This window comes from Methylobacterium symbioticum (assembly GCF_902141845.1).
Taxonomy (GTDB): domain Bacteria; phylum Pseudomonadota; class Alphaproteobacteria; order Rhizobiales; family Beijerinckiaceae; genus Methylobacterium; species Methylobacterium symbioticum.
Window position 1 is genome coordinate 30,951 of sequence record NZ_CABFPH010000034.1, and the last position, 21,976, is coordinate 52,926.

Here is a 21,976-nt window from a genome sequence, read left to right on the forward strand (position 1 = left end):
CCCCGGCCGTCAGCCCCGGGGAAATTCCAGCCCCATCTCGCGGTAGCGGGCGGGGTCGTCGGCCCAGTTCTCACGCACCTTCACGTGGAGGAAGAGGTGGACCTTGGCATCGGCCGCCTCGGCGATCTCGATGCGGGCGGCCTGGCCGATCGCCTTGATGGTCTGGCCGCCCTTGCCCAGCACGATCGAGCGTTGGCTCTCGCGCTCCACGAAGATGGTCTGCTCGATGCGCACCGAGCCGTCCGGCCGGACCTGCCACTGGTCGGTCTCGACGGTGGAGCGGTAGGGCAGTTCCTCGTGCAGCCGGTCGTAGATCTTCTCGCGGGTGATCTCGGCGGCGAGCATGCGCAGCGGTGCGTCCGAGACCTGATCCTCGGGATAGAGCCAGGGCCCCTCCGGCATCAGGGCGGCGAGGTGTCGGCGCAGGGTCTCGACCCCGTCGCCCTTCAGCGCCGAGACCATGAAGGTCTGGTCGAAGGGCAGGAGGCCGTTGAGGCGGGCGGCGAGTTCCAGCAGGCGCTCGCGCGGGATCAGGTCGATCTTGTTGAGGATCAGGATGCGCGGCCGGCGCACATCCGTGAGGCGGGCGATCACCGCCTCGACCTCCTCGTCCACGCCCTTGCGCGCATCCACCAGCAGGCAGACCGCATCGGCATCGGCCGCGCCGCTCCAGGCGGAGTGGACCATCGCCCGGTCGAGCCGGCGCTTGGGCGCGAAGATGCCGGGGGTGTCGACGAGCACCACCTGCGCCGTGTCCTCGATCACGATGCCGCGGATCAGCGCCCGCGTGGTCTGCACCTTGCGCGAGACGATGGAGACCTTGGTGCCGACGAGGTAGTTGAGCAGCGTCGACTTGCCGGCATTCGGCGCGCCGATCAGCGCGACGAAGCCCGCGCGCGCACCCTCGGGCGTGCCGGGCAGCGTCGAGGGCGTCGTCGCGGGCGCGGCCGGGACGGTGCTCTCCGCGGGGATGTGGTCGTCCTGCTCGTCAATCATCCGTCGTTCCGTCGGGGTCGGCGCCCTCGGCGATGCCCTCGCGCGCCATCAGGGCGCGCGCGGCCTCCTGCTCGGCGACCCGCTTCGAGGGGCCGATGCCGATACCCGGCTCCAGCCCCTCCACCTCCACGGCGATGCGGTAGCACGGGGCGTGGTCGGGCCCCGACCGGTCGAGCACCGCGTAGGCCGGCAGCGACAGGCTGCGCGCCATCGCCCATTCCTGCAAGGCGGATTTCGCGTCCCGGCCGCGCGGGGCACCGGTGATCTCGGCCGGGCGGAAGGCCGCCTCGACCACCGCGCGCGCCTTGGCGAAGCCGGCATCGAGATAGACCGCGCCGAGGATCGCCTCGCAGACATCGGCCAGGATGGTCTGGTTGCGCCGCGCGCCGCCGCTGACCTCGCCGGTGCCGAGGAGCAGGTGGGGCCCGACCTCCCAGGCGCCGGCCACGGCGGCGCAGGTCTCGCGCCGCACCAGCCCCGCGAGACGGCGGGAAAGCTCCCCCTCGTCGGCGCCGGGCAGCGATTCGTAGAGGATGTCGGCCACGGCGAGGCCGAGCACCCGGTCGCCGAGGAATTCGAGGCGCTGGTAGCTGCCCGCGCGCCCGCCCGCCTTGCTCACATGCGTGAGCGCCCGCTCCAGCAGCGTGCGGTCCTGGAAGCTGTGCCCGATCCGGGCCTCGAGCAGGCCCAGCGGGGGCTTCGTGCGGCGGCCGCGCCGCGCGGCAGCCTGGGGACCCGCGGCGTCGCTCACGGCGTCACGTCCCTCAATGGATCGTGCTGAACAGGCGGCCCCAGCGGACCTTGGCCGGCCAGTTCCAGACCTGCCAGGCGGGCGTGCCCTCGTCGATCGAGAAGAAGATCATCTCGGCCCGGCCGACGAAGTTCTCGAACGGCACGTAGCCGACATTGGCGAGGTCGCGCGAATCGGTCGAGTTGTCGCGGTTATCGCCCATCATGAAGAAGTGGCCGGCCGGCACGGTGTAGAGTTCGGTCTTGTCCCAGAAGCCATTGTCGCCGTCGCGCTCGATCACCCGGTGCACGACGCCGTTGGGCAGCGTCTCGTTGTACTGCGGCACCTTGGTGGCCTGGCCGTAGGGGTCGATGGTCTCGTAATCGGCGATGCGCTCGCGCTTGACCGGCTTGCCGTTGATGTTGAGCACGCCGTCGATCATCTGGATCTTGTCGCCGGGCAGGCCGATCACGCGCTTGATGTAATCCGTCGCATTGTCCTTCGGCAGCTTGAACACGGCGATGTCGCCGCGCTTCGGCTCCGCCGCCCAGACGCGCCCCTCCGCCTTGCCGGGAATGTATTCGCTCAAGGGCAGCGAGTACTTTGAATAGCCGTAGGAGTATTTCGACACGAACAGATAGTCACCGATCAGCAGCGTCGGCACCAGCGAACCCGAGGGGATGTTGAACGGCTGGAACAGCAGCGTGCGCACCACCAGGGCAATGAGGAGCGCCTGGATGCCGACCTTCAGCGTCTCGCGGGTGCTCGCCCAGGCACCGCCCTCCGCGCTCTTGATCTCGTGCTTGCCGTCCTGGTTCACGCGCGCCTGTTCCATAAGCTCGATTCCGTCGCCGCATCCCTGCCGGGCCGGGGCCGGACAAGGGCCCGCCACGTCGGCTCATCGCCCGTGGAATGCCGGCCTGGAAGACAGGCTTGGCATCAGGAATGCGCCGCAATCGTGTCCGCTGGAGGCCGGGGTCTAGAGCAAGCGCCGTCTCCCCGCAACGCGGGCCGCCGTCAAGACTGTCTCAGGACGTGCCGGAGGACACCGCCTCGATGATCACGAAGGCTTGCGCCAACGGCGGATCGTCGGTCAGCGAGACGTGGATGCGCGCCGCGTGCCCCGCCGGGATCAGGCTCTGCAGATGCGCGAGCGCGCCGCCCGTGAGCCGCAGGGTCGGCTTGCCGCCGGGGAGGTTCACCACCTCCATGTCGCGCCAGAACACGCCCCGGCTCATCCCGGTGCCGAGCGCCTTGGCGCAGGCCTCCTTGGCGGCGAAGCGCCGGGCGTAGGAGGGCGCGCGGGCGGCGCGCCGGTCGGATTTCAGGCGCTCGCCCTCCGTGAAGACCCGGTGCGTGAAGCGCTCGCCGAAGCGTGCCAGCGATTTCTCGATGCGGCGGATGTCGCAGAGGTCGGAGCCGATGCCGACGATCATGGCGTCCGCGCCCGATCCATCGCCGCGCGCATGTCGCGCACCGCCTGGGGCAGGCCGACGAAGATCGCCTCGGCGATCAGCGCGTGGCCGATATTGAGTTCGCGGATCTCGGGCAAAGCCGCCACAGGGCCGACGCTCTCCAGCGTCAGGCCGTGGCCGGCATGGATCTCCAGGCCGAGGCCGGCCCCGTGCCCGGCGGCGCGGACGATGCGGGCGAGTTCGTGGGCGATCCGGGGCCGATCGCCCGCCACCACCGCCTCGCAATAGCTGCCGGTGTGCAGCTCCACCACCGGGGCGTTCAGCGCCGCTGCGGCCTCCATCACCTCCGGCTCCGGCTCGACGAAGAGCGAGACGCGGATGCCGGCCTCGGCGAGGCGGGCGATGCGGGGGGCGAGGTGCCCGCGCCCGCCGACGATGTCGAGCCCGCCCTCCGTGGTGCGCTCCTCGCGCTTCTCGGGCACGAGGCAGGCGGCGTGGGGCCGCAGCGCGACCGCGAGGCCGACCATCTCGTCGGTGGCCGCCATCTCGAAGTTGAGGGGTACGGAGAGCCGCTCCTTGAGCGCCCGCATGTCGCCGTCGCGGATATGGCGCCGGTCCTCGCGCAGATGGGCGGTGATGCCGTCGGCACCGGCCTCCACGGCGATCAGCGCGGCGCGCACCGGGTCGGGATAGGCCTCGCCGCGGGCGTTCCGCACGGTGGCGACGTGGTCGATATTGACGCCGAGGCGCAGCTTCGGGGCGGTCATGGTCGGTCCGGCGGGCCCTGTGCTCGAAGGATCGTCCCTCACCTGCCGATTGCGGCGGCCTGCCGCAAGCCCCACATGCCCTCAAGCTTTCCGCGGGAGGTCAGTGATGGGATTCCTCGACGGCCTGCTCGGCCACGGCAGCGATCTCGGTCCCCGCGAGGTGGACGAGCAGATGGCCGGCATCCTCGTGGAGGGCGAGGCGGTGCGCGTCGCCTTCCGGGTGATCCGCGACCTCTTCGTCTTCACCGACCGCCGCCTGATCCTGGTCGACCGCCAGGGGCTGACCGGCCGCAAGGTCTCCTATCTGACCGTCCCCTACCGGGCGATCACCAGCTTCGCTGTGGAGACGGCCGGCACCTTCGATCTCGATTCGGAACTGAAGATCTGGGTCTCGGGCCGGCCCGACCCGATCGAGCGCACGCTCGGCCGCGGCGCCAACGTGCTCGGCATCCAGCAGGCGATCGCGGCCTCGCTGAAATAGGGCGGAGCACAGGTGCGCGAGCGCACGCGCCGCTCATGCGCATCTGGGGACAGCCGAGCGATTTCTATGGCGCAAGTGTGGCGATTCGGTGCAACCGAACGGCCGAGCCGTGCATTGATGGGGCGAGCACGACATTGAACGCGGACCGGCGCCCCACCCTCTCGCCGAACCCGCCGCCTCCCCCCGAACGGGCCTGATCGCCATGTTGAAGATCCTCGCTGCGACGGCGCTCGCCGCGCCCCTCCTGGCTGTCGGTCTCGGCGCCGCCTCCGCCGCGCCGGCCTCCGACCGCGCCGTCGCCAAGGTGGCCGAGGCGACCTCGACCGTGCGGCCCGTGGCGGCCGAGCCCGAGGAGGAGGCCAATTGCAGCCGTTCCCGCAAACGCCTCTGGATCGAGGGCGAAGGCTGGGTCGTGCGCCGCATCACCACCTGCCGCTGAGGTCGTCCGCGGCCCGTCTGGAGCCCCGGCCCGTCCGGGGCTTTTTCATGGGCGGGATCCACCGATGCGAGGCGCCCTCTCGACCGGCAGCGGCCCGGTTACGCAGTCTGCCCGGCTGGCCAATCCGCGCGGCGCGGAACGACATCGTGTCCGGGCCGGTTCCCGGCCAGATCCCTGTGACGCATCCGGAGGACGGACCGATGTTCGCGCGCACCCTGCGGCCCGCCCTGGCTCTCCTCGCCCTCAGCGCCGGTCTCGGCGCCGACCTCGGCCAGGCGGAAGCCGGCGAGTATGGCCGCGTCCCGTCCTACGGCACGGTCTACGCGCCGAGCTACGCCTACGGAGGTTCCGGCCCCTCTGGCGGCTATGGCTTTGCCGACGAGGCGGTGCGCGGGGCCTATATCGGCGCGCCGCTCACCCGTTTCCCACGGCCGAGCGAGATCGTGCCGCCCGCCTGGAGCTATGGCACCTACGGCATCCCCACGGTGGCGGGCATCACCCGCGCCCCGGTCGGCCAGCCGACGCTGACCGTGATCGACACGCCGAGCCCGCCGCCCCGGCGCCGGAGCGGTGCGCGCGTCCTGTCGCGCGGCGAGAGCGGACACTGGACCCGGATGGACGCGCCGGCCGCGGACGCCACCGGCTCCCGCATCATCGCGGTGCGGGTGCCGCGCGGCTGATCCCGATGAGGTCGGACAGTTCCGCTGCCGCCGCGCGCACCCGGGCGGCCACGCCCGCATCGGCGATGACGAGCCCGTCCATCTCGGCGCTGCAGGCATAGACCGCCGTCGGCGCCACATGGGCGGCGAAGAAGCCGAAGAGCGGGCGCAGCGCGTGCTCCACCACCAGCGCGTGCCGCAGCCCCCCGCCGGTGGCGGTGAGCGCCACCGGCTTGGCGAGCATCGCCTCCGGCTGCACGAAATCGAAGACGTGCTTGAACAGGCCGGCATAGGAGCCCTGATAGACCGGCGTGCCGACGATCAGCCCGTCCGCCCCTTCGATCGCCTCGATGAGGGCGCGCGCGGATGGGGGCAGCTCCTCGCGGGCGGCGACGCAGAGGTCCGGCCCGGCATCGAGCAGGTCGTAGACCGTCAGATCCACCGGGCGCAGGCGGCCGAGTTCCTCCGCCACCGCCTCCACCAGGGCGCGGGTGCGCGAGGGCCGGCCGGCGCTGGCCGAGAAGGCGACGATACGGGGCAAGGACACCTGGTTCGATCTCCGGTCTGGTCCGGGGCGGGGTTCCAGCTCTGGCCCTGCAAGGCTTGGCCCACCGGACGTCCGGGTGTCGAGCGGGGTCATCCCGCGCGCCGATCCGGGACGGCGTCCTCGGGATCGTGGAAGCGCCAGACATGGCTCGCCTTGATCTCGGCATCCTCCAGGGCACGGGTCACAGGCACGCGATAGCTCGCGACCTGCGTCAGCCGGTCGCGCGGCAGGTAGGTGCGGTCGGGATCGCCGATCAGGATCGTGGTGCCCCGGGCCTGCAGGTCGCCGAGCCAGTCCGCGACCCGGGCGCCGAGGTCGCGCTCGTAGAAGATGTCGGCGGCGAGCACGAGATCCACCGCGACCTCCCGCCCGATCAGGTCCTCCTGGGCCGGGCGGATGCGGTCGGCGACGCCGTTGGCGGCGGCGTTGAGGCGGATCGCGGGAATCGCGAAGGGGTCGAGGTCGCTCGCCACCACCTCGGCCGCGCCGACCTTGGCGGCGGCGATGGCGGCGAGCCCCGAGCCGGACGCGAAATCGAGCACCCGCCTCCCCGCGCAGAGGTCCGGATTGTCGAGGAGGTAGCGGGCGAGCGCCTGCCCCCCGGCCCAGGCGAAGGCCCAGAAGGGCGGCGGCAGGCCGATCGCCTCGAGTTCTTCCTCGGTGCGCTGCCACAGCTCGGTCGCCTCGTCGGCGACGTGCAGGGCGATCTCGGGCGCGTGCGGCACCGGCAGCAGCCGGGTGTTGGCGCGGATGAAGCCCTCCGCATTCTCTGGGCTGACCCGGATCATGCCGGCATGAGCTCGCGGTAGAGGCCGCACACCGCCGCGGCGACCGCCGCCTCGGTGAAGCCACCGGACAGGATCCGCGCGCGCGCGCCCTCCCCCAGGCTCGCGACGAGGGCCGGATCGACGGCGAGCCGGGCCAGGGCCCGGGCCAGCGCCTCCGCGTCGTCGGGGGGTACGACCAGCCCCTCGATGCCGTCGCGCACCAGGGTGCGGCAGCCCGGCACGTCGGTGGTGAGGAGGGCCCGGCCGCAGGCCGCGCCTTCGAGCAGGGTGCGCGGCAGCCCCTCGCCGCCGCGCGAGGGCAGGCAGGCGACGTGATGGGCCGCGTAAATTCCGGCCACGTCCCGCGTCGGCCCGTGCCAGGCGACGCCGTCGCGGGACCAGCCGCGCAGGGTCTCCTCGGGGATCGCCCGGCGGTTGGAGGGATCGGGCGCACCGTAGAGCGAGAGTTCCACCGGCACGCCGCGGGCATGGGCGAGGCGCACGGCCTCGACGGCAACGTCGACGCCCTTCGACCAGAGCATGCGCGCGACGAGGGCGACGCGCAGCGGCGGCAGCGGCGGCAGACGGGCCGGCCGGAACGCCTCCGGGTCGACGCCAGCGCCGCCGACGATGGTGACCGCGGTGTCGGCGGGGTCGAGGCCGAGCGCCCGCGCGTCGTCCGGGTTCTCCAGGAGGAAGCGCGTCCGGCGCGAGGCCAGCGCCCCGCGGATCAGGTGGCGCAAGGCCGTGCGCGCCATGCGTCCGGCCGCGTCCTGGCGGGCGCCGATCAGGCCGAGGCCGGTGAGCGCGTAGACCCGGGCCGGCACGCCCGCCATCGTGGCCGCGGTGCCGCCGACGAGGATGCCGCGCAGTGCGATGCAGTGGACGATGTCGGCCTTGAGCGCCTTCAGGATCGCCGCGAGCTGGCCCGCCGCGTAGCCCGCCGCCATCGGGTTGAGGCTGGAGCGCTCCGCCTCCAGCGGCACCACCCGCGCGCCCGTCGCCTCGATCGCGGCGCGGTGGTCGCGCACGCGGGTGACCACCGTGACCGACAGCCCCATCGCGACCGCCGCGCGGGCGAAGGGCAGGAAATGCGAGGCGAAGAACCAGTCCTCGGTCACCACGTAGACGAGGCGGGCCATCGGTGCGGGCAGCGGGGCGTCCATGCGGCGGCTGTAGCACGGGCGGATCCGGCACGCGCGGGGACTCTGCGACGGATCGGAGCCGCCCGGAACGCCGATGCGCGGCCCGCGGTTGTCCGGCGGTGACGAGGCGAGTGGATCAGGAAGGTGCGTGCCATGCCCGAATCGGCCGAGAGCAGCGTCGTCGATCCGCGCGAGGCCGCGGCCGAGGCCGGGCTCGTCTACATGGATGACGGCCGCCCCGGCCTGACCCGCCGGAAGAGCGGCAAGGGCTTCCGCTACCTGGATGCCAAGGGCGAGCCGGTGCGCGACGCGGCCACGCTCGCGCGCATCCGCAAGCTCGCGATCCCGCCGGCCTATACCGATGTCTGGATCTGCCCGAGGAAGAACGGCCACATCCAGGCCACCGGCCGCGACGCCAAGGGGCGCAAGCAGTACCGCTACCATCCCGATTTCCGCGAGGCGCGGGAATCGACCAAGTTCAGCCGGATCATGGCCTTCGCCGACGCGCTGCCCGGCATCCGCGCGCGGGTCGACGCCGACATGGCGCTGCGCGGCCTGCCGCGGGAGAAGGTGCTCGCCACCGTGGTGCATCTCCTTGAGACCACGCTGATCCGCGTCGGCAACGACGACTATGCCCGCACCAACAAGAGCTACGGCCTCACCACCCTGCGCGACCCGCACGTCAAGGTGGAGGGCGCGGCGATGACGTTCCGTTTCAAGGGCAAGAGCGGCAAGACCTGGGACATCGCGTTGGAGGACCGGCGCGTGGCCCGCATCGTCAAGGCCTGCCAGGACCTGCCGGGCCAGGAGCTGTTCCAGTATCTCGACGCGGCCGGCGAGCGACGCGACGTGACCTCCTCGGACGTGAACGCGTATCTGCGCGAGATCGCGGGCGAGGATTTCACGGCCAAGGATTTCCGCACCTGGGCCGGCACGGTGCTCGCCGCGCTGGCGCTGCAGGAATTCGAGGCCTTCGACAACCAAGCCAAGGCCAAGACCAACGTGCGCGCCGCGATCGAGAGCGTGGCGGCGCGGCTCGGCAATACGCCGACCATCTGCCGCAAGTGCTACATCCACCCGCAGGTGCTCGACTGCTATCTCGAGGGCAGCCTTCTGCTGCAGGTCAAGGAGGCGGTGGACGACGAGCTGCGCGGGCTCGCGGCGCTCCGGCCGGAGGAGGCGGCGGTGCTGACGCTGCTGCGAAAGCGGCTGGAGGGGGGCGATGTGGCGGTGACGGCGAAGCCGGCCCGCAAGACGGCAAAAGAGCGTGAGGCGAGAGTGCAAGTGGCGAAGGGCCGGAGATCCGCGAAGCCTGCCGCGCGCCGGCCGGCGCAGGCGGCGCTGCACGCCGCGCCCTGACGATGGCCCTCGGCGGTCCCGCCGAGGCGGGACCCGCGCCGATTCCCCGTCAGTGGCGCGAGTTGCGGCCGCGCTCGCCCTCGACCACCGGCGCGAGGCCGAGCTGGCGGGCCAGGGTGACGAGGTCCTTGAGCCGGCCCGTCTGGGTCTTGCGACGCAGGTTGAGCCGGTGCGTCTCCACCGTGCGGACGCTCAGGGCGAGGCGGCGGGCCACCTCCTTGTTGCTGAAGCCGGCGCTGAGGAAGCGCAGCACCTCGGCCTCGCGTGGGGTCAGGCCGAGGGCCTCGCCGGATTCCGGCGCCTCCTCCCGGTCCGCCACGAGGCAGGCCGCGCCGTCCGCCAGCGCCAGCACCGCCGCGCAGATCTCGCGCGGGGCGGCGGAGCGCGCCATCACCGCGTCGATACCGGCCGTGAGCACCGCCCGGAGATCCTTGCTCGTCAGCGCCTGGAAGGCCGCGAGGATACGCAGCTCCGGCTGACGGTCGCGGAGAGCCACGATGCGCGCGAGGCCGTCGCCGAGCCGGCTCTCGTCCAAGAACACCACGGCGACCGCCGGACCCGCCCAACCCGCGTTGAGATCGGCCTCCGTCACCGTCTGAAGCGCCGGCAGATGCTCCAGGGTCGCTCGGAAGGTCGGACACAGTTCCTGGGGCTCATCCAGGATCAGCACGCCAACCGCATCACTCATGACCCCGCACCCTCTGTTCCCGGTTTGAAACGTCTTCACCGGCTGCGGGTATGAGGTTCCAAAGTTTGTTCCAGGCCCGATCTGGCTCGATTATGGTTTATGCAGACCCTGCGCCAAGGTAGACACGGGATCGACCGACCAGATCTGTGCCAGGACGGCACAAACTGATTCAGTTTATTTCTTCACATCTGTGCCGATCTTGGCCCGCCCCCTGCAAGGCCTGGCACGGGACCGTGCAGGCGCGCTGCAGCCCTCTCCCGTGCGGTCGATACCGGGCCGGGGTGGGCTTTGGAACGATGCGGTCGTGCGCCGGCGGCGCCGAGCCGCCGGTGGCCGGCCTCAGGCCGTGCGGGCGAGGATCAGGTCGGTGGCCGCCGAGACCACGCGGTCGCGGCCGCCGGTCTTGGCCTCGTAGAGCGCGATGTCGGCGCGCTTCATCAGCGCCTCGACCGAATCGCCCTCGACCCAGGTGCTCACGCCGAAGCTGCAGGTGAGGGTGACGGGCCCGCGGGCGCCGCGGATGCGCAGGTCGCGCACGCGCAGGCACAGACGGCGCGCCACCGCCTCGGCCGCCTCCAGCCCCGTCTCCGGCAGGAGCAGCGCGAATTCCTCGCCGCCGAGCCGGCCGGCCTTGCCTTCCGTGGCGATCAGCTTCGCCACCGCCTGGATGGCGAGGTCGCCGACATCGTGGCCGTGCTCGTCGTTGATCCGCTTGAAGTGGTCGATGTCGGCCAGCACCATCGAGAGGCGGCCGTGATTGCCCGCCCGGTCGGCCCCGGTATTCGCCTGCGCGAAGAAGGCGCGGCGGTTGAGGATGCCGCTCAGGGGATCCGTCTCGGCGAGCCGGATCAGGTTCTCCTGGAGCGTGGTCAGGCGCTCGGCGGCACGCAGGCGGGCGTGCAACTCCTCGGCACCCGGCGGCTTGTCGATGAAGTCGTCGGCGCCGCTATCCAGCGCCTCGGCGAGGTTCCGCTCGTTGCGGGCCGAGGACATGGTGATGACGTAGAGGGGCCGCCGCTCCTCGGCCAGCAGGCGGGCCGACCAGCACAGCTCCAGGCCGCTCAGGGGGCGCACCTGCAGGCTGGTGATCAGCACCCGAACTTCGGGCTGGTTCGAGAGGAAGGCCAGGGCCTCGGCGGAATCAGTGAAGCTGTGAACCACGTGCCCACGCGGTTCGAGGAGGCCGGAGACGATCTTGAGGACGACGCGGCTGGAATCGACGATGACGATATGCATGCAGGTTCTCGGGCCGCGGCGGACTCGGGCACGCATAGTTGGACACCAATGCTTAATACTCCCTCTCGCGCGCGCCCGGCTCACGGATGCGTGAGCGGCTTGTCAAGGCGCCGCCGACCACGCCGGACGGGCGCTACATCGTGGTGCGCGGGCGGCTCTGGCGGCGGGCCGACCCCTCTCTCGGGCCGGCAGAGCGGGCGGCGGCGGTCTCGGCGCTGATGACGGGCCGGCGCGCCGTCCGGGCAGCCCTGAAGGCGGAACGCGAGGCGCAGCCGGGCGCCTCCACGGCGCTCGCCGCGGCGCGGGAGGCGGTCCAGGCGGCCAAGGAGGCGCTCGGCGAGCGCGGGCCGGTCTGGTGGGACGACGGCACGCCGGACGAGACGCGTCGCCTGGCCCGCAACACGCGCTACGCGGCGTGGTTCGCGGGCCTCGACGGGAAAGGTTAGCCTCAGAGCGGGATCGAGCGATCGTCATGCGGAGATCCGGCCCGTCCCACCCACCCCCCTCATCCTGAGGTCGAGAGGGATTTGGCGGCGTGAGACCCTGCTCGATCCGCTCGAATGAGCTCTCAGGCCGGCCGGTCGAGCTCGGCGGCGATCGCCGCGATCATCCGCGGATCGTTCGGCTCGACCTGGGTGGCGAAGGCGGCGGCGAGGCTGCCGTCGCGCGCGACGAGGTACTTGTGGAAGTTCCAGCGCGGGGTCTCGCCCGGCTTCCGCTCCGCCGCCCAGGCGTAGAACGGGTGGGCGCGCGGCATCCGCACATGGGTCTTGGCGGTGAGCGGGAAGGTGACGCCGTGATTCCGCCGCGCCGCCTCGGCGATGGCCGGGCCGTCGAGGGGCTCCTGGTTGCCGAAATCCGGCGAGGGCACGCCGATCACGGCGAGGCCCCGGTCCTGGAAGCGCGTCCACAGGGTCTGCAGCCCGGCGAGCTGGCCGGCATAGCCGCAGGCGGTAGCGGTGTTGACGACGAGGATCGGCCGGCCGGCATAGAGTCCGAGCGGCATCGGGCCGCCCTCGGGCGTCTCGAAGGCGAAGCTCGTGGCGCGCGTCTCCGCCGCACGGGCCGGCAGGCTGAGAGCCGCGGCGATCACGGCAAGGGCCTCGCGGCGCAGCAGGGTCATGGCAAGTCCTCCCCGGCCTCCGGCGGGCCGCGTGCCCGCCACGGACCAGTCTAGCGCGCAGGCCGCCGAAGGGGAGACCGGTGCGGCATGAATGCGACCCGCACGGCCTCGATGCGTGATCGGCGGAGGCTCGGCCCCAGCGCGGATTCAGCCCGTGCCGTCCGCGTCCTTCTTCTCCTCAACCTCGGGCGCGACCTGACCGAAATTGAGTGCGGCCACCAGCGCGACCCCGCCGAAGACGTTGCCGAGGAGGGTCGGCAGGAAGAAACGCCAGAGGTAGTCGTGGAGCGAGGCCTCTCCGGTCAGCACGAGGTAGAAGGCCTCGACCGAGCCGGCCACCACATGGGCGAGGCCGAGCAGCGCCACCAGCCAGGTCATCAGCAGGATGACGAAGGTCGCCGCCGCGCCCGTCGCCGGCAGGATCCAGACCATCAGGGCGATGATCCAGCCCGCGAAGACCGCCTTCACCACCGTCGCCCAGAAGCCGAAGGCGATGGTCTGGTGGCTGATCTCGGCGAAGGCGCGCTGGATCTCCGGCGGGAAGGCGCCGGAATGGGCGATCACCGCGGCGATGGCCGCGGTCGCCAGGATGTTCCCGGCGAGCACGATCGCCCAGAGCCGGGCGAGGCGCCAGGCGGCCTTCAGGGTGCGGTCGTGCAGGAGCGGCAGGACCGGCGTGATGGTGTTCTCGGTGAACAATTGCTGGCGCCCCAGCACCACGACGAGGAAGCCCACCGCGTAGCCCATCCGGACCAGCACCTCGGCCCAGTCCGCGGCCGGCAGGTAGCGCTTGAGGACACCCGGCACGATCAGCGACAGGGCGATGCTGAGCCCCGCCGCGAAGGCGGAGAGGAACAGCGCGCCCCCGTGCCGGCGCAACTCCTCGTTGCCGGTGCGGCGGATGACCTCGTGCAGCACGAAGGCGTCCGGCCGCCCGATCGAGCGGACGATCTCCTCGAGCTCCTCGCGCTCCTGCGCCCTGTCCTGCGGCTCCGCCATGGCCAGCGCCTCAGGCCGACAGCTCGGCGACCAGCGCCTCGATCTCGGCCCGCCCCCGGGCGAGCGCCGCCGGATCCTGGCCGCGCACCACGATCCGGTTCTCGAATCCCGATTGCGTCATCGACGGGTAGGAGCCGATCGAGAGGTCCGGATGGCGCTTCGCGATCTCCGCGAGCGGCGTGGCATAGGTGCCCTCCGGCAGGTTCCGGGCGAGGATCGTCTCGGACAGGACGGGCGCGCCGCGGGCAAGGCCGGGACCGATCTGGTCGAGCATCGCCTGCATGATCGCGGGCACGCCCGCCATGACGAAGACGTTGCCGAGGTGGAAGCCAGGAGCCTTCGAGATCGGGTTGGGGATGAGCGCCGCCCCGTCCGGGATGCGGGCCATGCGCAGCCGCGCCGCGTTGAGGTCCTCGGGCTTGTGCCGCTCCAGCAGCATGGCCTTGGCGCGCGGATCCACGTCGATGCCGACGCCGAAGGCCTTGGCCACGCAATCGGCCGTGATGTCGTCGTGGGTCGGGCCGATGCCGCCGGTGGTGAACAGGTAGGTGTAGCGGGCGCGGAGCGCGTTCACCGCCTCGACGATCGCCGCCTCCACGTCCGGCACGATGCGCACCTCGCGCAGGCCGATGCCGATGGCGGTGAGGTAGTCGGCGATGGTGCCGATGTTCTTGTCCTTGGTCCGCCCGGACAGGATCTCGTCGCCGATGACGAGGATGGCGGCGGTGACGTCGGTCGTTTCGGTGCTCATGCGAGGCCTGTCCGGAGGAATCCCAGCGCAGATAGCGCGGGACCGGCCCGGCGCCACGCCTTCCGCTCAGGGGCCGCCTCTGCGTAAAGCGGGCGCATGGAATTCCCGACCGACCTCGTCGAGGGCCGCCTGCTGCGGCGCTACAAGCGCTTCCTCGCCGACATCGCCCTGCCCGACGGCAGCGAGGTCACGGCCCACTGCGCCAATCCCGGCGCGATGCTCGGGCTCGCCGCGCCGGGCGCCCGCGTGCTGCTCTCCGTCTCGGACAACCCGGCGCGCAAGCTGCGCCATTCCTGGGAGCTGGTCGAGGCCGCGCTGCCCGGCGGCCTGCAATGGGTCGGCATCAACACGATGCGGCCGAACGCGCTGGTGGCCGAGGCCTTCCGCGACGGCGCCCTGGCGCCGCTCTCCGGCTACGACGCGCTGCGGCCGGAGGTGCGCTACGGCGCGGCGAGCCGGGTCGACTTCGTGGCCACCGGCCCCGGCCTGCCGCCCTGCCATGTGGAGGTGAAGAACTGCCACCTGATGCGGCAGCCTCGCCTGGCCGAGTTTCCCGACTGCGTCGCCGCCCGCAGCGCCCGCCACATGCGCGAGCTCGCTGCGGTGGTGGCAGCGGGCGGGCGCGCCGTGGTGATCGTGGTGGTGCAGATGGATGCGGACGCCTTCGACGTCGCCCGCGACCTCGATCCGGCCTTCGACGCCGCCTTCCGCGAGGCCCGGACCCGCGGCGTCGAAACGCATGCCTATCGCTGCGCGGTCGGCCCCGGCGGCGTGCGGATCGCGCAGGAGATCCCGGTGGTCACGCCGGCCTGAGGGCGTTCAGACCCGCTCGAAGATGAGGTTCAGCCGGGTGCGGGTGCGCTCGCGGTAGCCGTGGCTCTCGAGCAGCTTCGGCAGGTCGAGCTGCCACTGGTCGACCCCGTTCTCGACCAGGATGAGGCCGGGCCGCAGGCTCACGGGCGCCTCGCGGAGGAAGGGCTCCAGGATCAGGTCCTCGGCGCCCTCCACGTCGAGCTTGATCGCGTCGATGCGGGCCAGACCCTCGCTGCGCACGAGGTCGAGCAGGGTCACCGCCGGCACCCGGATCTGCGCGCCCTCGTTGGTGCCCACGATCTTCAGGCTCGATTCGCCGCGGTTGCGCGGGTCCACGAACAGGGTCAGCTCGCCCGCCTTGTCGGCCACCGCACAGGCCACAGCCTTCACCGTATGGAACGGGTTGAGGGCGATGTTGTAGCTCAGGCGGTCGAACACGTCGGGCTGCGGCTCCACCGCGACGATGCGGGCGGACGGGCCGGCGAAGGCGGCCACGAACAGGGAATAGGCGCCGATATTCGCGCCGATATCGATGAAGGTGCAGCCGGGCGAGAGGTGCTCCTTCAGGATCGCGCGCTCGACCGGATCGAAGAACTGCGGAGTGAAGAGCACCTTCTTCTCGCAGTTGTTGTTGTAGGGGTGCAGCCGCATGCGCGCGCCGTAGCGCTCCACGTCGAGCGGGCGGCCCGCGAGCAGCGAGATGCCGAGGCGGCGCAGGAACAGGGCGAGACGGCGCCCGTGCCAGGATTCGGCCGGGATGCGGCCGGTGCGCCGGGTGATCGCCGCGACGAGGCCGGCGGGGGCGTAGGTGCCGTAGGGCGGAACATCTGTCATTGCGGGCCGCGTGATGACAGCCGGACCCGCCTCCTGCAAGCGCCGACGTTGCTTGGCCTTGCTTGACGATGCTCCGCAATGCTCGGGCCGACCTGCGGCGCGACGCACGCTCCGGCGCCGGACCGGCTTCCCCTCCGGCGGAGAGCGCTCTAAGCGGTGAGCTGCAGCCAGCAGGCGGGGTGAGGATGCAGAGCTTCGATTCGGACGGCGTGCGGATCGCCTATATCGACGTGCCGCCCCAGGGCGGCTCCGGCGATCCGATCCTGCTCATCCACGGCTTCGCCTCGAACCACGCGGTGAACTGGGTTAACACCCTCTGGGTGCGCACCCTGGCCCAGGCCGGCTACCGGGTGATCGCCCTCGACAACCGCGGCCACGGCGAGAGCGAGAAGCTCTACGATCCCGCCCTCTACAGCTCGGAGGCCATGGCGGGCGACGCGGTGCGCCTGCTCGACCATCTCGGCATCGCGCGGGCCGACGTGATGGGCTACTCGATGGGCGGCCGCATCACCGCCCATCTCGCCCTCGACCACCGCGACCGCCTGCGCTCGGCACTGATCGGCGGGCTCGGCATGCATCTCGTCGAGGGCCGCGGCCTGCCGGCCGGCATCGCCGAGGCCCTGGAGGCGCCCGCCGGAACGCCGGCACCGAACCCGACGGCGGCCGCCTTCCGCACCTTCGCCGAGCAGACCCGCAGCGACCTGCGCGCGCTCGCCGCCTGCATGCGCGGCTCGCGCCAGACCCTGTCGCGGGGCGAGATCGCGCAGATCGAGTTGCCGGTCCTCGTCACGGTCGGCACCCTCGACACCGTGGCGGGATCCGGGCCGCAGCTCGCCGCCCTGATGCCGAACGCCCGCGCCCTCGAGATCCCCGGCCGCGACCACAGCACGGCGGTCGGCGCGCGCGAGCACCGTGAGGGCGTGCTCGCCTTTCTGGCCGCCCGCCCCTGAGGGCGCGGGACGCGGAGGGCGCCTCGCCCTCTTGAAAAAGTTTTGGCATGCCATACACCAAGCATCGCTGTTTGCGATGCCTGGATGGAGGGATGCGATGCCGAAGCCCGTCCTTGAGGATCGTCCGATCTGGCCTGTCGCCCCGATCGAGACCGCACCGGGCGAGGCGGCCCGGACCGAGCCGGACACGGATCAGGCGCCGTCCGGGGACGAGGCCGTGCCGGAGAGCCGGATCTCCATCGACAGTTTCGAGGGCTTCGGCTCGTTCTCCAGCTGAGGCGGCGGGGCCGTGGCCGATGCGCCGGAGCGTGCGCCGGCCCGCACCTTCGCGGTGCGGGCCCGGCCGAAGTTCCGGGAGATTCCGCTACCGCCGGGGCCGCCGCCGCTCGACCGTGCCACGCCCGGAGACGGCCCGCGCCGCGACGCCGATCCGCGCCCGCCCTCCGCCCGGCGCTCCCCGGAGCGGTGAGGTGCGGCCGGCAGGGCCGTATCAGTGCGCTCCGACGCGCCGGGTCGGCACGATGTCGTTGGCGATGACCTCGCCGAAGGGGCCGTTGTTGCGGGCGGCGGGGGCATCGCCGTTGCCGGTGGTGGCGCGCAAGGGGAGCTTCGGGAAGACGAGCTCGGCGAAGCGGTAGGCCTCCTCCAGATGCGGGTAGCCGGAGAGGATGAAACGGTCGATGCCGAGATCGATATACTCCTTCATCCGGTCGGCCACCTGATCGGCCGAGCCGACGAGGGCGGTACCGGCGCCGCCGCGCACCAGGCCGACGCCGGCCCAGAGGTTCGGCGAGACCACGAGCTTGTCGCGGCGCCCGCCATGCAGCGCCATCATCCGGTTCTGGCCGACCGAATCCTGTCGCTTCAGGGTCGCCTGGGCCTGGGCGATGGTGGCGTCGTCGAGGCGCGAGATCAGGCGCTCGGCCGCCTCCCAGGCCTCCGATTCCGTCTCGCGCACGATGACGTGCAGGCGGATGCCGTAGGAGAAGGTCTTGCCCTTCCGCTCCGCCGCCTCCCGGGCGAGGGCGATCTTCTCGGCGACGCCGGCCGGCGGCTCGCCCCAGGTGAGGTAGACGTCGCAATGCTCGGCCGCGACCGCGATCCCCGCGGGCGAGGAGCCGCCGAAATAGAGCGGCGGGTAGGGCGACTGCACCGGCGGGAAGATCAGGCGGCCGTTCTCGGCGCGCAGATGGGAGCCCTCGTAGCTCACCGTGTCCCCGGCGAGCAGGCCGCGCCAGATCGTCAGGAACTCGTCGGTGACGGCGTAGCGCGCGTCGTGGTCGAGGAAGACGCCGTCGCCGCGCAGCTCGACGGGATCGCCCCCGGTGACCACGTTGATGAGGAGGCGCCCGCCGGAGATCCGGTCGAGGGTCGAGGCCATGCGGGCGGCGGCCGAGGGCTCCATCAGGCCCGGGCGCACGGCGACGAGGAAGCGCAGGCGCCGGGTCAGCGGCGCCAGGGCCGAGGCGACGATCCAGGAATCCTCGCAGGAGCGCCCGGTCGGCAGCAGGACGCCGTAATAGCCGAGATCGTCCGAGGCCTGCGCGATCTGGCGGAGATAGTCGAGGGAGACGGCGCGCGCGCCCTCCGCGGCGCCGAGATAGCGGCCGTCGCCATGGGTCGGCAGGAACCAGAGGACATCGGTGCGCCCGTCGGTCTGTTGGGTCATCGCGAAACTCCGAAGACGGCTCAGGCGGTCTGCTCGCCGAGCAGGTGTTCGAGGATGCGGCCCTCAAGGGCCGCCAGGTCGGGGTCGCCACGGCGGCGCGGCCGGGGCACGTCGACCCGCAGGTCGAGGGCGATGCGGCCGGCATCGATCACGAGGATGCGGTCGGCCAGCGCCACCGCCTCCGCCACGTCGTGGGTGACGAGCAACGCGGTGAAGCCCTGTTGCTGCCAGATCCGTTCGATCAGCCCCTGCATGCCGATGCGGGTCAGCGCATCGAGCGCGCCCAGCGGCTCGTCGAGGGCGAGCAGCCCCGGGCCGCTGACGAGGGCGCGGGCCAGCGCCACGCGCTGGCGCTGGCCGCCCGAGAGGGTCGCCGGCCATTGCCCGGCCTTATCGGCCAAGCCCACCTCGGCGAGCGCGGCGAGGGCGCGCTCCCGCCGCTCTCCCTTGGAGCCGAGGCCGGTCAGGCCGACCGCGACGTTGTCGACCACGCGCGCCCAGGGCAGCAGGCGCGGGTCCTGGAACATGATGCGCTTCGGTGGGGCGCTCCGTCGGCTCGTCCCCGCCGGCGCCTCGAGCCCGATGCGCCCGCCGGACGGCGTCTCCAGGCCGAGGATGAGCCGGAGCAGGGTGCTCTTGCCGCAGCCCGAGCGGCCGACCACCGCGGTGAACTGACCCGCCGGGATGTGCAGGTCGAGGCCGTCGATCACGCTGTGGCCGTCGAAATCCTTGCGCAGGTCGCGCACGGTGACGGCGATGCCGCGCGGCGAGTCTTTCGAGCTGGCACCGGATCCGATGCGGTCCGGCACGGTCTCGGTGCGGTCGTCGGCCTCCGCGTGCCGCGCGCGGTCGAGGCCGAAATATTCGGGGCGGAGGGCGTCGAGCAGCATCGTCACGCAGTCCTGTAGGCGGGGTTCCAGGAGAGGGTGACGCGCTCGAGCTGGCGCGTCAGGGCGTCGGCGAGCTTGCCCAGCAGCGCGTAGATCAGGATCGCCAGCACCACGACGTCGACCAGCATGAACTCGCGCGCCTGCATGGCCATGTAGCCGAGGCCCGAGGAGGCCGAGATCGTCTCGGCGACGATGAGCGTCAGCCACATGATGCCGAGGCCGTAGCGCAGCCCGACGAAGATCGAGGGCAAGGCGCCCGGCAGCACGACGCGGCGGAACAGCTCGAAGCGCGACATGCCGTAGACGCGCCCCATCTCGACGAGGCCGGGATCGACCGAGCGGATACCGTGCAGGGTGTTGGCGTAGATCGGGAAGAACACGCCGAGCGCCACGAGGAAGAGCTTCGCCTCCTCTCCGATGCCGAACCACAGGATCACCAGCGGGATCAGCGAGAGGTGCGGGATGTTGCGGATCATCTGCACGCTGGTGTCGGTGAGCCGTTCGGAGACCCGCGAGAGCCCGTTGGCGAGGCCGAGCGTGAAGCCGATGCCGCCGCCGATGGCGAAGCCGGCCAGCGCCCGCAGCGCGCTCACCCCGAGATTGGTCCAGAGCTCACCCGTGCTCGCCGCGGCGATGCCGGCCCGCGCCACGTCGAGGGGCGCGGGCATGAAGCGGTTGGAGACGAGCCCGGCCGTGACTGCGGCCTGCCAGCCGGCGAGCAGCGCCACCGGCAGCAGCCAGGGGGTGAGGCGCCGGCTCGCCTGATCGAGGAAGGGATGTGCCATCGGGGTTCAGCCGTTGCGTGCGGGAGGCGTCCAGACCGCGTCGGAGACGCGGATCGGCTTCGGGATGAGCTTGAGGGCGTGGAAGCTGTCGGCGATGCGCTGCTGCTCGGCGACCGCCTCCGCATCGAGGGGCGCGACGCCGTAGGATTGCCGCTCCAGCGCCACCGCGAGGACGGCGGCAGGGATGCCGACGGACGGCGCGAGCTCGGCCGCCACCGCCGCCGTATTGTCCTTCGCCCAGGCATCGACGCCGGCGATCGCGTCGAGGACCGCGACGACGAGGCCGGGCGCGGTCTCGGTGATCGTGCGGCTCGCGAGATAGAACTGCCGGTTCGGGGCCAGGCCCTCGGCGCTGGTGAGCGTGCGCGCGCCCGTCGCCCGCTCGGCAGCGGCCTGGTAGGGGTCCCAGATCGCCCAGGCATCGACCGAGCCCCGCACGAAGGCAGCGTTGGCATCGGCGGGGGCGAGGAAGGCGGTGTTGACGGCCTCGTAGGGCACGCCGGCCTTCTCCAGGGCCCGCAGCAGCAGGGCGTGCACGTTCGAGCCCTTGTTGAGCGCGATCGTCTTGCCCCGCAGATCCGCCACGGTGCGGATCGGGCTGTCCTTCGGCACCAGGATGGCCTCGCCCCGGGGGGCCGGCGGCTCGGCCGCGACATAGCGCAGCTCCGGGCTCGCGGCCTGGGCGAAGATCGGCGGCGCCTCGCCGGCCGAGCCGAAATCGATGGCCCCGGCATTGAGCGCCTCGAGCAGCGGCGGCCCGGAGGGAAATTCCGACCACGCCACCGCGACGCCCTGGCCGGCGAGCGCCTTCTCCAGGGTTCCGCGGGCCTTCAGGAGCACCAGGGTGCCGTATTTCTGGTAGCCGATGCGCAGTGTCTTCGGCGCCGCCCGCAGGGGCTTGGCGCCGAGCCAGGTCGCGAGGCCGAGGCCGGCCGCAAGCAGGGTGCGGCGGATCGTCGGGGCGGAGGCGGCGCGTGCGGCGGCGCGGGAGGGCGAGCGGGTCGTCATCGATCGTCAGCCGTTGCGTGCGGGGGCCACCCAGACCGCATCGGCGATGCGGATGGGCTTCGGGATGAGCTTGAGGGCGTGGAAGCGGTCGGCGACGCTCTGCTGCTCGGCGACCACCTGCGGCGTCAGCGGGCCGATCCGGTAATTGGCGCGGTCGACCGCGCGGCGCGTCGCAGCGAGCGGTACGCCGGTGCCCTTCGAGAGGATCGCCGCCACCTCGCCGCGATTGGCCTCGGCCCAGCGCGCGACGCCATCGAGCACGTCGAGGGCGGCGGTGAGCACCTCGGGCCGCGTCTCCGCGAAGCCGCGGTTGGCCAGGAAGAAGGTGTTCGGGCGCGCGATGTCGGTGGCGGAACTGAGGACGCGCACGCCCTCGCCACCTTCGGCGATGGCGAGGTAGGGGTCCCAGATCGACCACGCGTCGAAACTGCCGCGGGCGAAGGCGGCGGCCGCGTCGGCGGGGGCCAGGATGACCGGCTCGATGTCACCGTAGGCAAGCCCCGCCTTCTCCAGGGTCGCCACCAGGAGGTTGTGCGCGCTCGTCCCCTTGGCGAAGGCGACGCGCCTGCCCTTGAGCTCGGCGATGGTCCGGATCGGCGAGCCCTTGGGCAGCAGGATGCCGGAGCCCGTCCCGGCCCCTTCCTGGGCGGCGGCGTAGACGAGGTCGGCGCCCGCGGCCTGGGCGAAGACCGGCGGCGCGTCGCCGGTCTGGCCGAGATCGATCCCGCCCAGGCCGAGCGCTTCGAGGAGCGGCGGCCCGAGCGAGAACTCCACCCATTTCACGGTGTGGCCGAGGGCCTTCAGCCGCGTCTCGATCACGCCCTGCTGCTTGGCGATGACCAGGATGCCGTTCTTCTGGTAGCCGATGCGCAGGACGCCCGGCTCGGCGGCGCGCGCCGGCCGGATCGCCGCGAGGCCCGTGGGC

General features: G+C 72.1%; 27 protein-coding genes. 8 read left to right on the forward strand and 19 right to left on the reverse strand.

Annotated features, from left to right (window positions below):
- Nucleotides 1-9: 9 nt before the first annotated feature.
- The 5 genes from era to MET9862_RS13420 form a co-directional block, all read right to left on the reverse strand.
- Nucleotides 10-996 carry a GTPase Era gene (era, locus tag MET9862_RS13400; RefSeq protein WP_142583458.1) on the reverse strand — a complete coding sequence of 329 codons (987 nt, stop codon included), beginning with the start codon at nt 994-996 and terminating at the stop codon, nt 10-12.
- A complete protein-coding gene (rnc, locus tag MET9862_RS13405; protein WP_244612707.1) occupies nt 989-1,747 on the reverse strand; it encodes a ribonuclease III in 759 nt (252 codons plus the stop codon). The genes era and rnc overlap by 8 nt, the downstream gene beginning before the upstream one ends.
- A gap of 13 nt (nt 1,748-1,760) precedes the next feature.
- The gene (lepB, locus tag MET9862_RS13410; RefSeq protein WP_142583460.1) at nt 1,761-2,561 is read right to left on the reverse strand and encodes a signal peptidase I; all 801 of its coding nucleotides are present in this window, start codon (nt 2,559-2,561) and stop codon (nt 1,761-1,763) included.
- 193 nt (nt 2,562-2,754) lie between these two features.
- Complete coding sequence (gene acpS, locus MET9862_RS13415) at nt 2,755-3,162, reverse strand: holo-ACP synthase (protein ID WP_142583461.1); 408 nt, start codon at nt 3,160-3,162, stop codon at nt 2,755-2,757.
- Complete coding sequence (locus MET9862_RS13420) at nt 3,159-3,908, reverse strand: pyridoxine 5'-phosphate synthase (RefSeq protein WP_142583462.1); 750 nt, start codon at nt 3,906-3,908, stop codon at nt 3,159-3,161. Before MET9862_RS13420 ends, acpS begins: the two co-directional genes overlap by 4 nt.
- A gap of 106 nt (nt 3,909-4,014) precedes the next feature.
- On the opposite strand from MET9862_RS13420, the gene MET9862_RS13425 reads away from it, so the two are divergent.
- The 3 genes from MET9862_RS13425 (at nt 4,015) to MET9862_RS13435 (ending at nt 5,508) form a co-directional block, all read left to right on the forward strand.
- Nucleotides 4,015-4,389 carry a PH domain-containing protein gene (locus MET9862_RS13425; RefSeq protein WP_142583463.1) on the forward strand — a complete coding sequence of 125 codons (375 nt, stop codon included), beginning with the start codon at nt 4,015-4,017 and terminating at the stop codon, nt 4,387-4,389.
- 202 nt (nt 4,390-4,591) lie between these two features.
- Nucleotides 4,592-4,828 carry a hypothetical protein gene (locus MET9862_RS13430; RefSeq protein ID WP_142583464.1) on the forward strand — a complete coding sequence of 79 codons (237 nt, stop codon included), beginning with the start codon at nt 4,592-4,594 and terminating at the stop codon, nt 4,826-4,828.
- Between the two features lie 200 nt (nt 4,829-5,028).
- Complete coding sequence (locus tag MET9862_RS13435) at nt 5,029-5,508, forward strand: hypothetical protein (protein WP_142583465.1); 480 nt, start codon at nt 5,029-5,031, stop codon at nt 5,506-5,508.
- Here the strand turns inward: MET9862_RS13435 and MET9862_RS13440 are convergent.
- From MET9862_RS13440 to MET9862_RS13450, 3 genes are all read right to left on the reverse strand, one after another.
- Complete coding sequence (locus MET9862_RS13440; protein ID WP_438616614.1) at nt 5,480-6,034, reverse strand: NAD(P)H-dependent oxidoreductase; 555 nt, start codon at nt 6,032-6,034, stop codon at nt 5,480-5,482. The two genes, MET9862_RS13435 and MET9862_RS13440, sit on opposite strands and share 29 nt — an antisense overlap.
- An 89-nt stretch (nt 6,035-6,123) precedes the next feature.
- The gene (locus MET9862_RS13445; RefSeq protein ID WP_142583466.1) at nt 6,124-6,822 is read right to left on the reverse strand and encodes a class I SAM-dependent methyltransferase; all 699 of its coding nucleotides are present in this window, start codon (nt 6,820-6,822) and stop codon (nt 6,124-6,126) included.
- Nucleotides 6,819-7,967 (reverse strand): glycosyltransferase family 4 protein, encoded by a 1,149-nt coding sequence (locus MET9862_RS13450; protein ID WP_142583467.1) that lies wholly within the window; start codon nt 7,965-7,967, stop codon nt 6,819-6,821. Before MET9862_RS13450 ends, MET9862_RS13445 begins: the two co-directional genes overlap by 4 nt.
- A gap of 132 nt (nt 7,968-8,099) precedes the next feature.
- Here MET9862_RS13450 and MET9862_RS13455 point away from each other — a divergent pair, with 132 nt between their 5' ends.
- Complete coding sequence (locus MET9862_RS13455) at nt 8,100-9,305, forward strand: DNA topoisomerase IB (protein ID WP_142583468.1); 1,206 nt, start codon at nt 8,100-8,102, stop codon at nt 9,303-9,305.
- Between the two features lie 49 nt (nt 9,306-9,354).
- On the opposite strand, the gene MET9862_RS13460 is transcribed toward MET9862_RS13455, so the two are convergent.
- The gene (locus MET9862_RS13460) at nt 9,355-9,993 is read right to left on the reverse strand and encodes a LuxR C-terminal-related transcriptional regulator (protein WP_142583469.1); all 639 of its coding nucleotides are present in this window, start codon (nt 9,991-9,993) and stop codon (nt 9,355-9,357) included.
- Nucleotides 9,994-10,332: 339 nt separating this feature from the next.
- Entirely contained in the window at nt 10,333-11,229 is an 897-nt protein-coding gene (locus MET9862_RS13465; RefSeq protein ID WP_142583470.1) for a diguanylate cyclase domain-containing protein, read from the reverse strand.
- Between the two features lie 86 nt (nt 11,230-11,315).
- On the opposite strand from MET9862_RS13465, the gene MET9862_RS13470 reads away from it, so the two are divergent.
- The gene (locus MET9862_RS13470) at nt 11,316-11,675 is read left to right on the forward strand and encodes a hypothetical protein (protein ID WP_142583471.1); all 360 of its coding nucleotides are present in this window, start codon (nt 11,316-11,318) and stop codon (nt 11,673-11,675) included.
- Between the two features lie 122 nt (nt 11,676-11,797).
- Here the strand turns inward: MET9862_RS13470 and MET9862_RS13475 are convergent, their stop codons facing one another.
- From MET9862_RS13475 to MET9862_RS13485, 3 genes are all read right to left on the reverse strand, one after another.
- Nucleotides 11,798-12,352 (reverse strand): glutathione peroxidase, encoded by a 555-nt coding sequence (locus MET9862_RS13475; RefSeq protein ID WP_142583472.1) that lies wholly within the window; start codon nt 12,350-12,352, stop codon nt 11,798-11,800.
- Nucleotides 12,353-12,499: 147 nt separating this feature from the next.
- The gene (locus tag MET9862_RS13480; protein WP_142583473.1) at nt 12,500-13,351 is read right to left on the reverse strand and encodes a formate/nitrite transporter family protein; all 852 of its coding nucleotides are present in this window, start codon (nt 13,349-13,351) and stop codon (nt 12,500-12,502) included.
- A 10-nt stretch (nt 13,352-13,361) separates the two neighbouring features.
- Complete coding sequence (locus MET9862_RS13485; RefSeq protein WP_142583474.1) at nt 13,362-14,102, reverse strand: competence/damage-inducible protein A; 741 nt, start codon at nt 14,100-14,102, stop codon at nt 13,362-13,364.
- Between the two features lie 96 nt (nt 14,103-14,198).
- Here MET9862_RS13485 and sfsA point away from each other — a divergent pair, with 96 nt between their 5' ends.
- Complete coding sequence (gene sfsA, locus MET9862_RS13490; protein ID WP_142583475.1) at nt 14,199-14,915, forward strand: DNA/RNA nuclease SfsA; 717 nt, start codon at nt 14,199-14,201, stop codon at nt 14,913-14,915.
- Between the two features lie 6 nt (nt 14,916-14,921).
- Here the strand turns inward: sfsA and MET9862_RS13495 are convergent, their stop codons facing one another.
- Complete coding sequence (locus MET9862_RS13495) at nt 14,922-15,749, reverse strand: FkbM family methyltransferase (RefSeq protein WP_142583476.1); 828 nt, start codon at nt 15,747-15,749, stop codon at nt 14,922-14,924.
- Between the two features lie 185 nt (nt 15,750-15,934).
- On the opposite strand from MET9862_RS13495, the gene MET9862_RS13500 reads away from it, so the two are divergent.
- Nucleotides 15,935-16,699, forward strand: a complete 765-nt coding sequence (locus MET9862_RS13500) for an alpha/beta fold hydrolase (protein ID WP_142583477.1) — start codon at nt 15,935-15,937, stop codon at nt 16,697-16,699.
- A gap of 97 nt (nt 16,700-16,796) precedes the next feature.
- Nucleotides 16,797-16,976 (forward strand): hypothetical protein, encoded by a 180-nt coding sequence (locus MET9862_RS13505; protein WP_142583478.1) that lies wholly within the window; start codon nt 16,797-16,799, stop codon nt 16,974-16,976.
- A gap of 213 nt (nt 16,977-17,189) precedes the next feature.
- On the opposite strand, the gene ssuD is transcribed toward MET9862_RS13505, so the two are convergent.
- The 5 genes from ssuD to MET9862_RS13530 are packed head-to-tail and all read right to left on the reverse strand — an operon-like array spanning nt 17,190 to nt 21,957.
- Nucleotides 17,190-18,368 carry an FMNH2-dependent alkanesulfonate monooxygenase gene (ssuD, locus tag MET9862_RS13510; RefSeq protein ID WP_142583479.1) on the reverse strand — a complete coding sequence of 393 codons (1,179 nt, stop codon included), beginning with the start codon at nt 18,366-18,368 and terminating at the stop codon, nt 17,190-17,192.
- Nucleotides 18,369-18,388: 20 nt separating this feature from the next.
- Entirely contained in the window at nt 18,389-19,258 is an 870-nt protein-coding gene (locus MET9862_RS13515; RefSeq protein WP_142583480.1) for an ATP-binding cassette domain-containing protein, read from the reverse strand.
- 2 nt (nt 19,259-19,260) lie between these two features.
- Nucleotides 19,261-20,043, reverse strand: coding sequence for an aliphatic sulfonate ABC transporter permease SsuC (gene ssuC, locus MET9862_RS13520; RefSeq protein ID WP_142583481.1), 783 nt, complete (start codon nt 20,041-20,043; stop codon nt 19,261-19,263).
- 6 nt (nt 20,044-20,049) lie between these two features.
- Nucleotides 20,050-21,051, reverse strand: coding sequence for a sulfonate ABC transporter substrate-binding protein (locus MET9862_RS13525; RefSeq protein ID WP_142583482.1), 1,002 nt, complete (start codon nt 21,049-21,051; stop codon nt 20,050-20,052).
- Between the two features lie 6 nt (nt 21,052-21,057).
- Nucleotides 21,058-21,957, reverse strand: coding sequence for an aliphatic sulfonate ABC transporter substrate-binding protein (locus tag MET9862_RS13530; protein WP_210248105.1), 900 nt, complete (start codon nt 21,955-21,957; stop codon nt 21,058-21,060).
- Nucleotides 21,958-21,976: the final 19 nt, after the last annotated feature.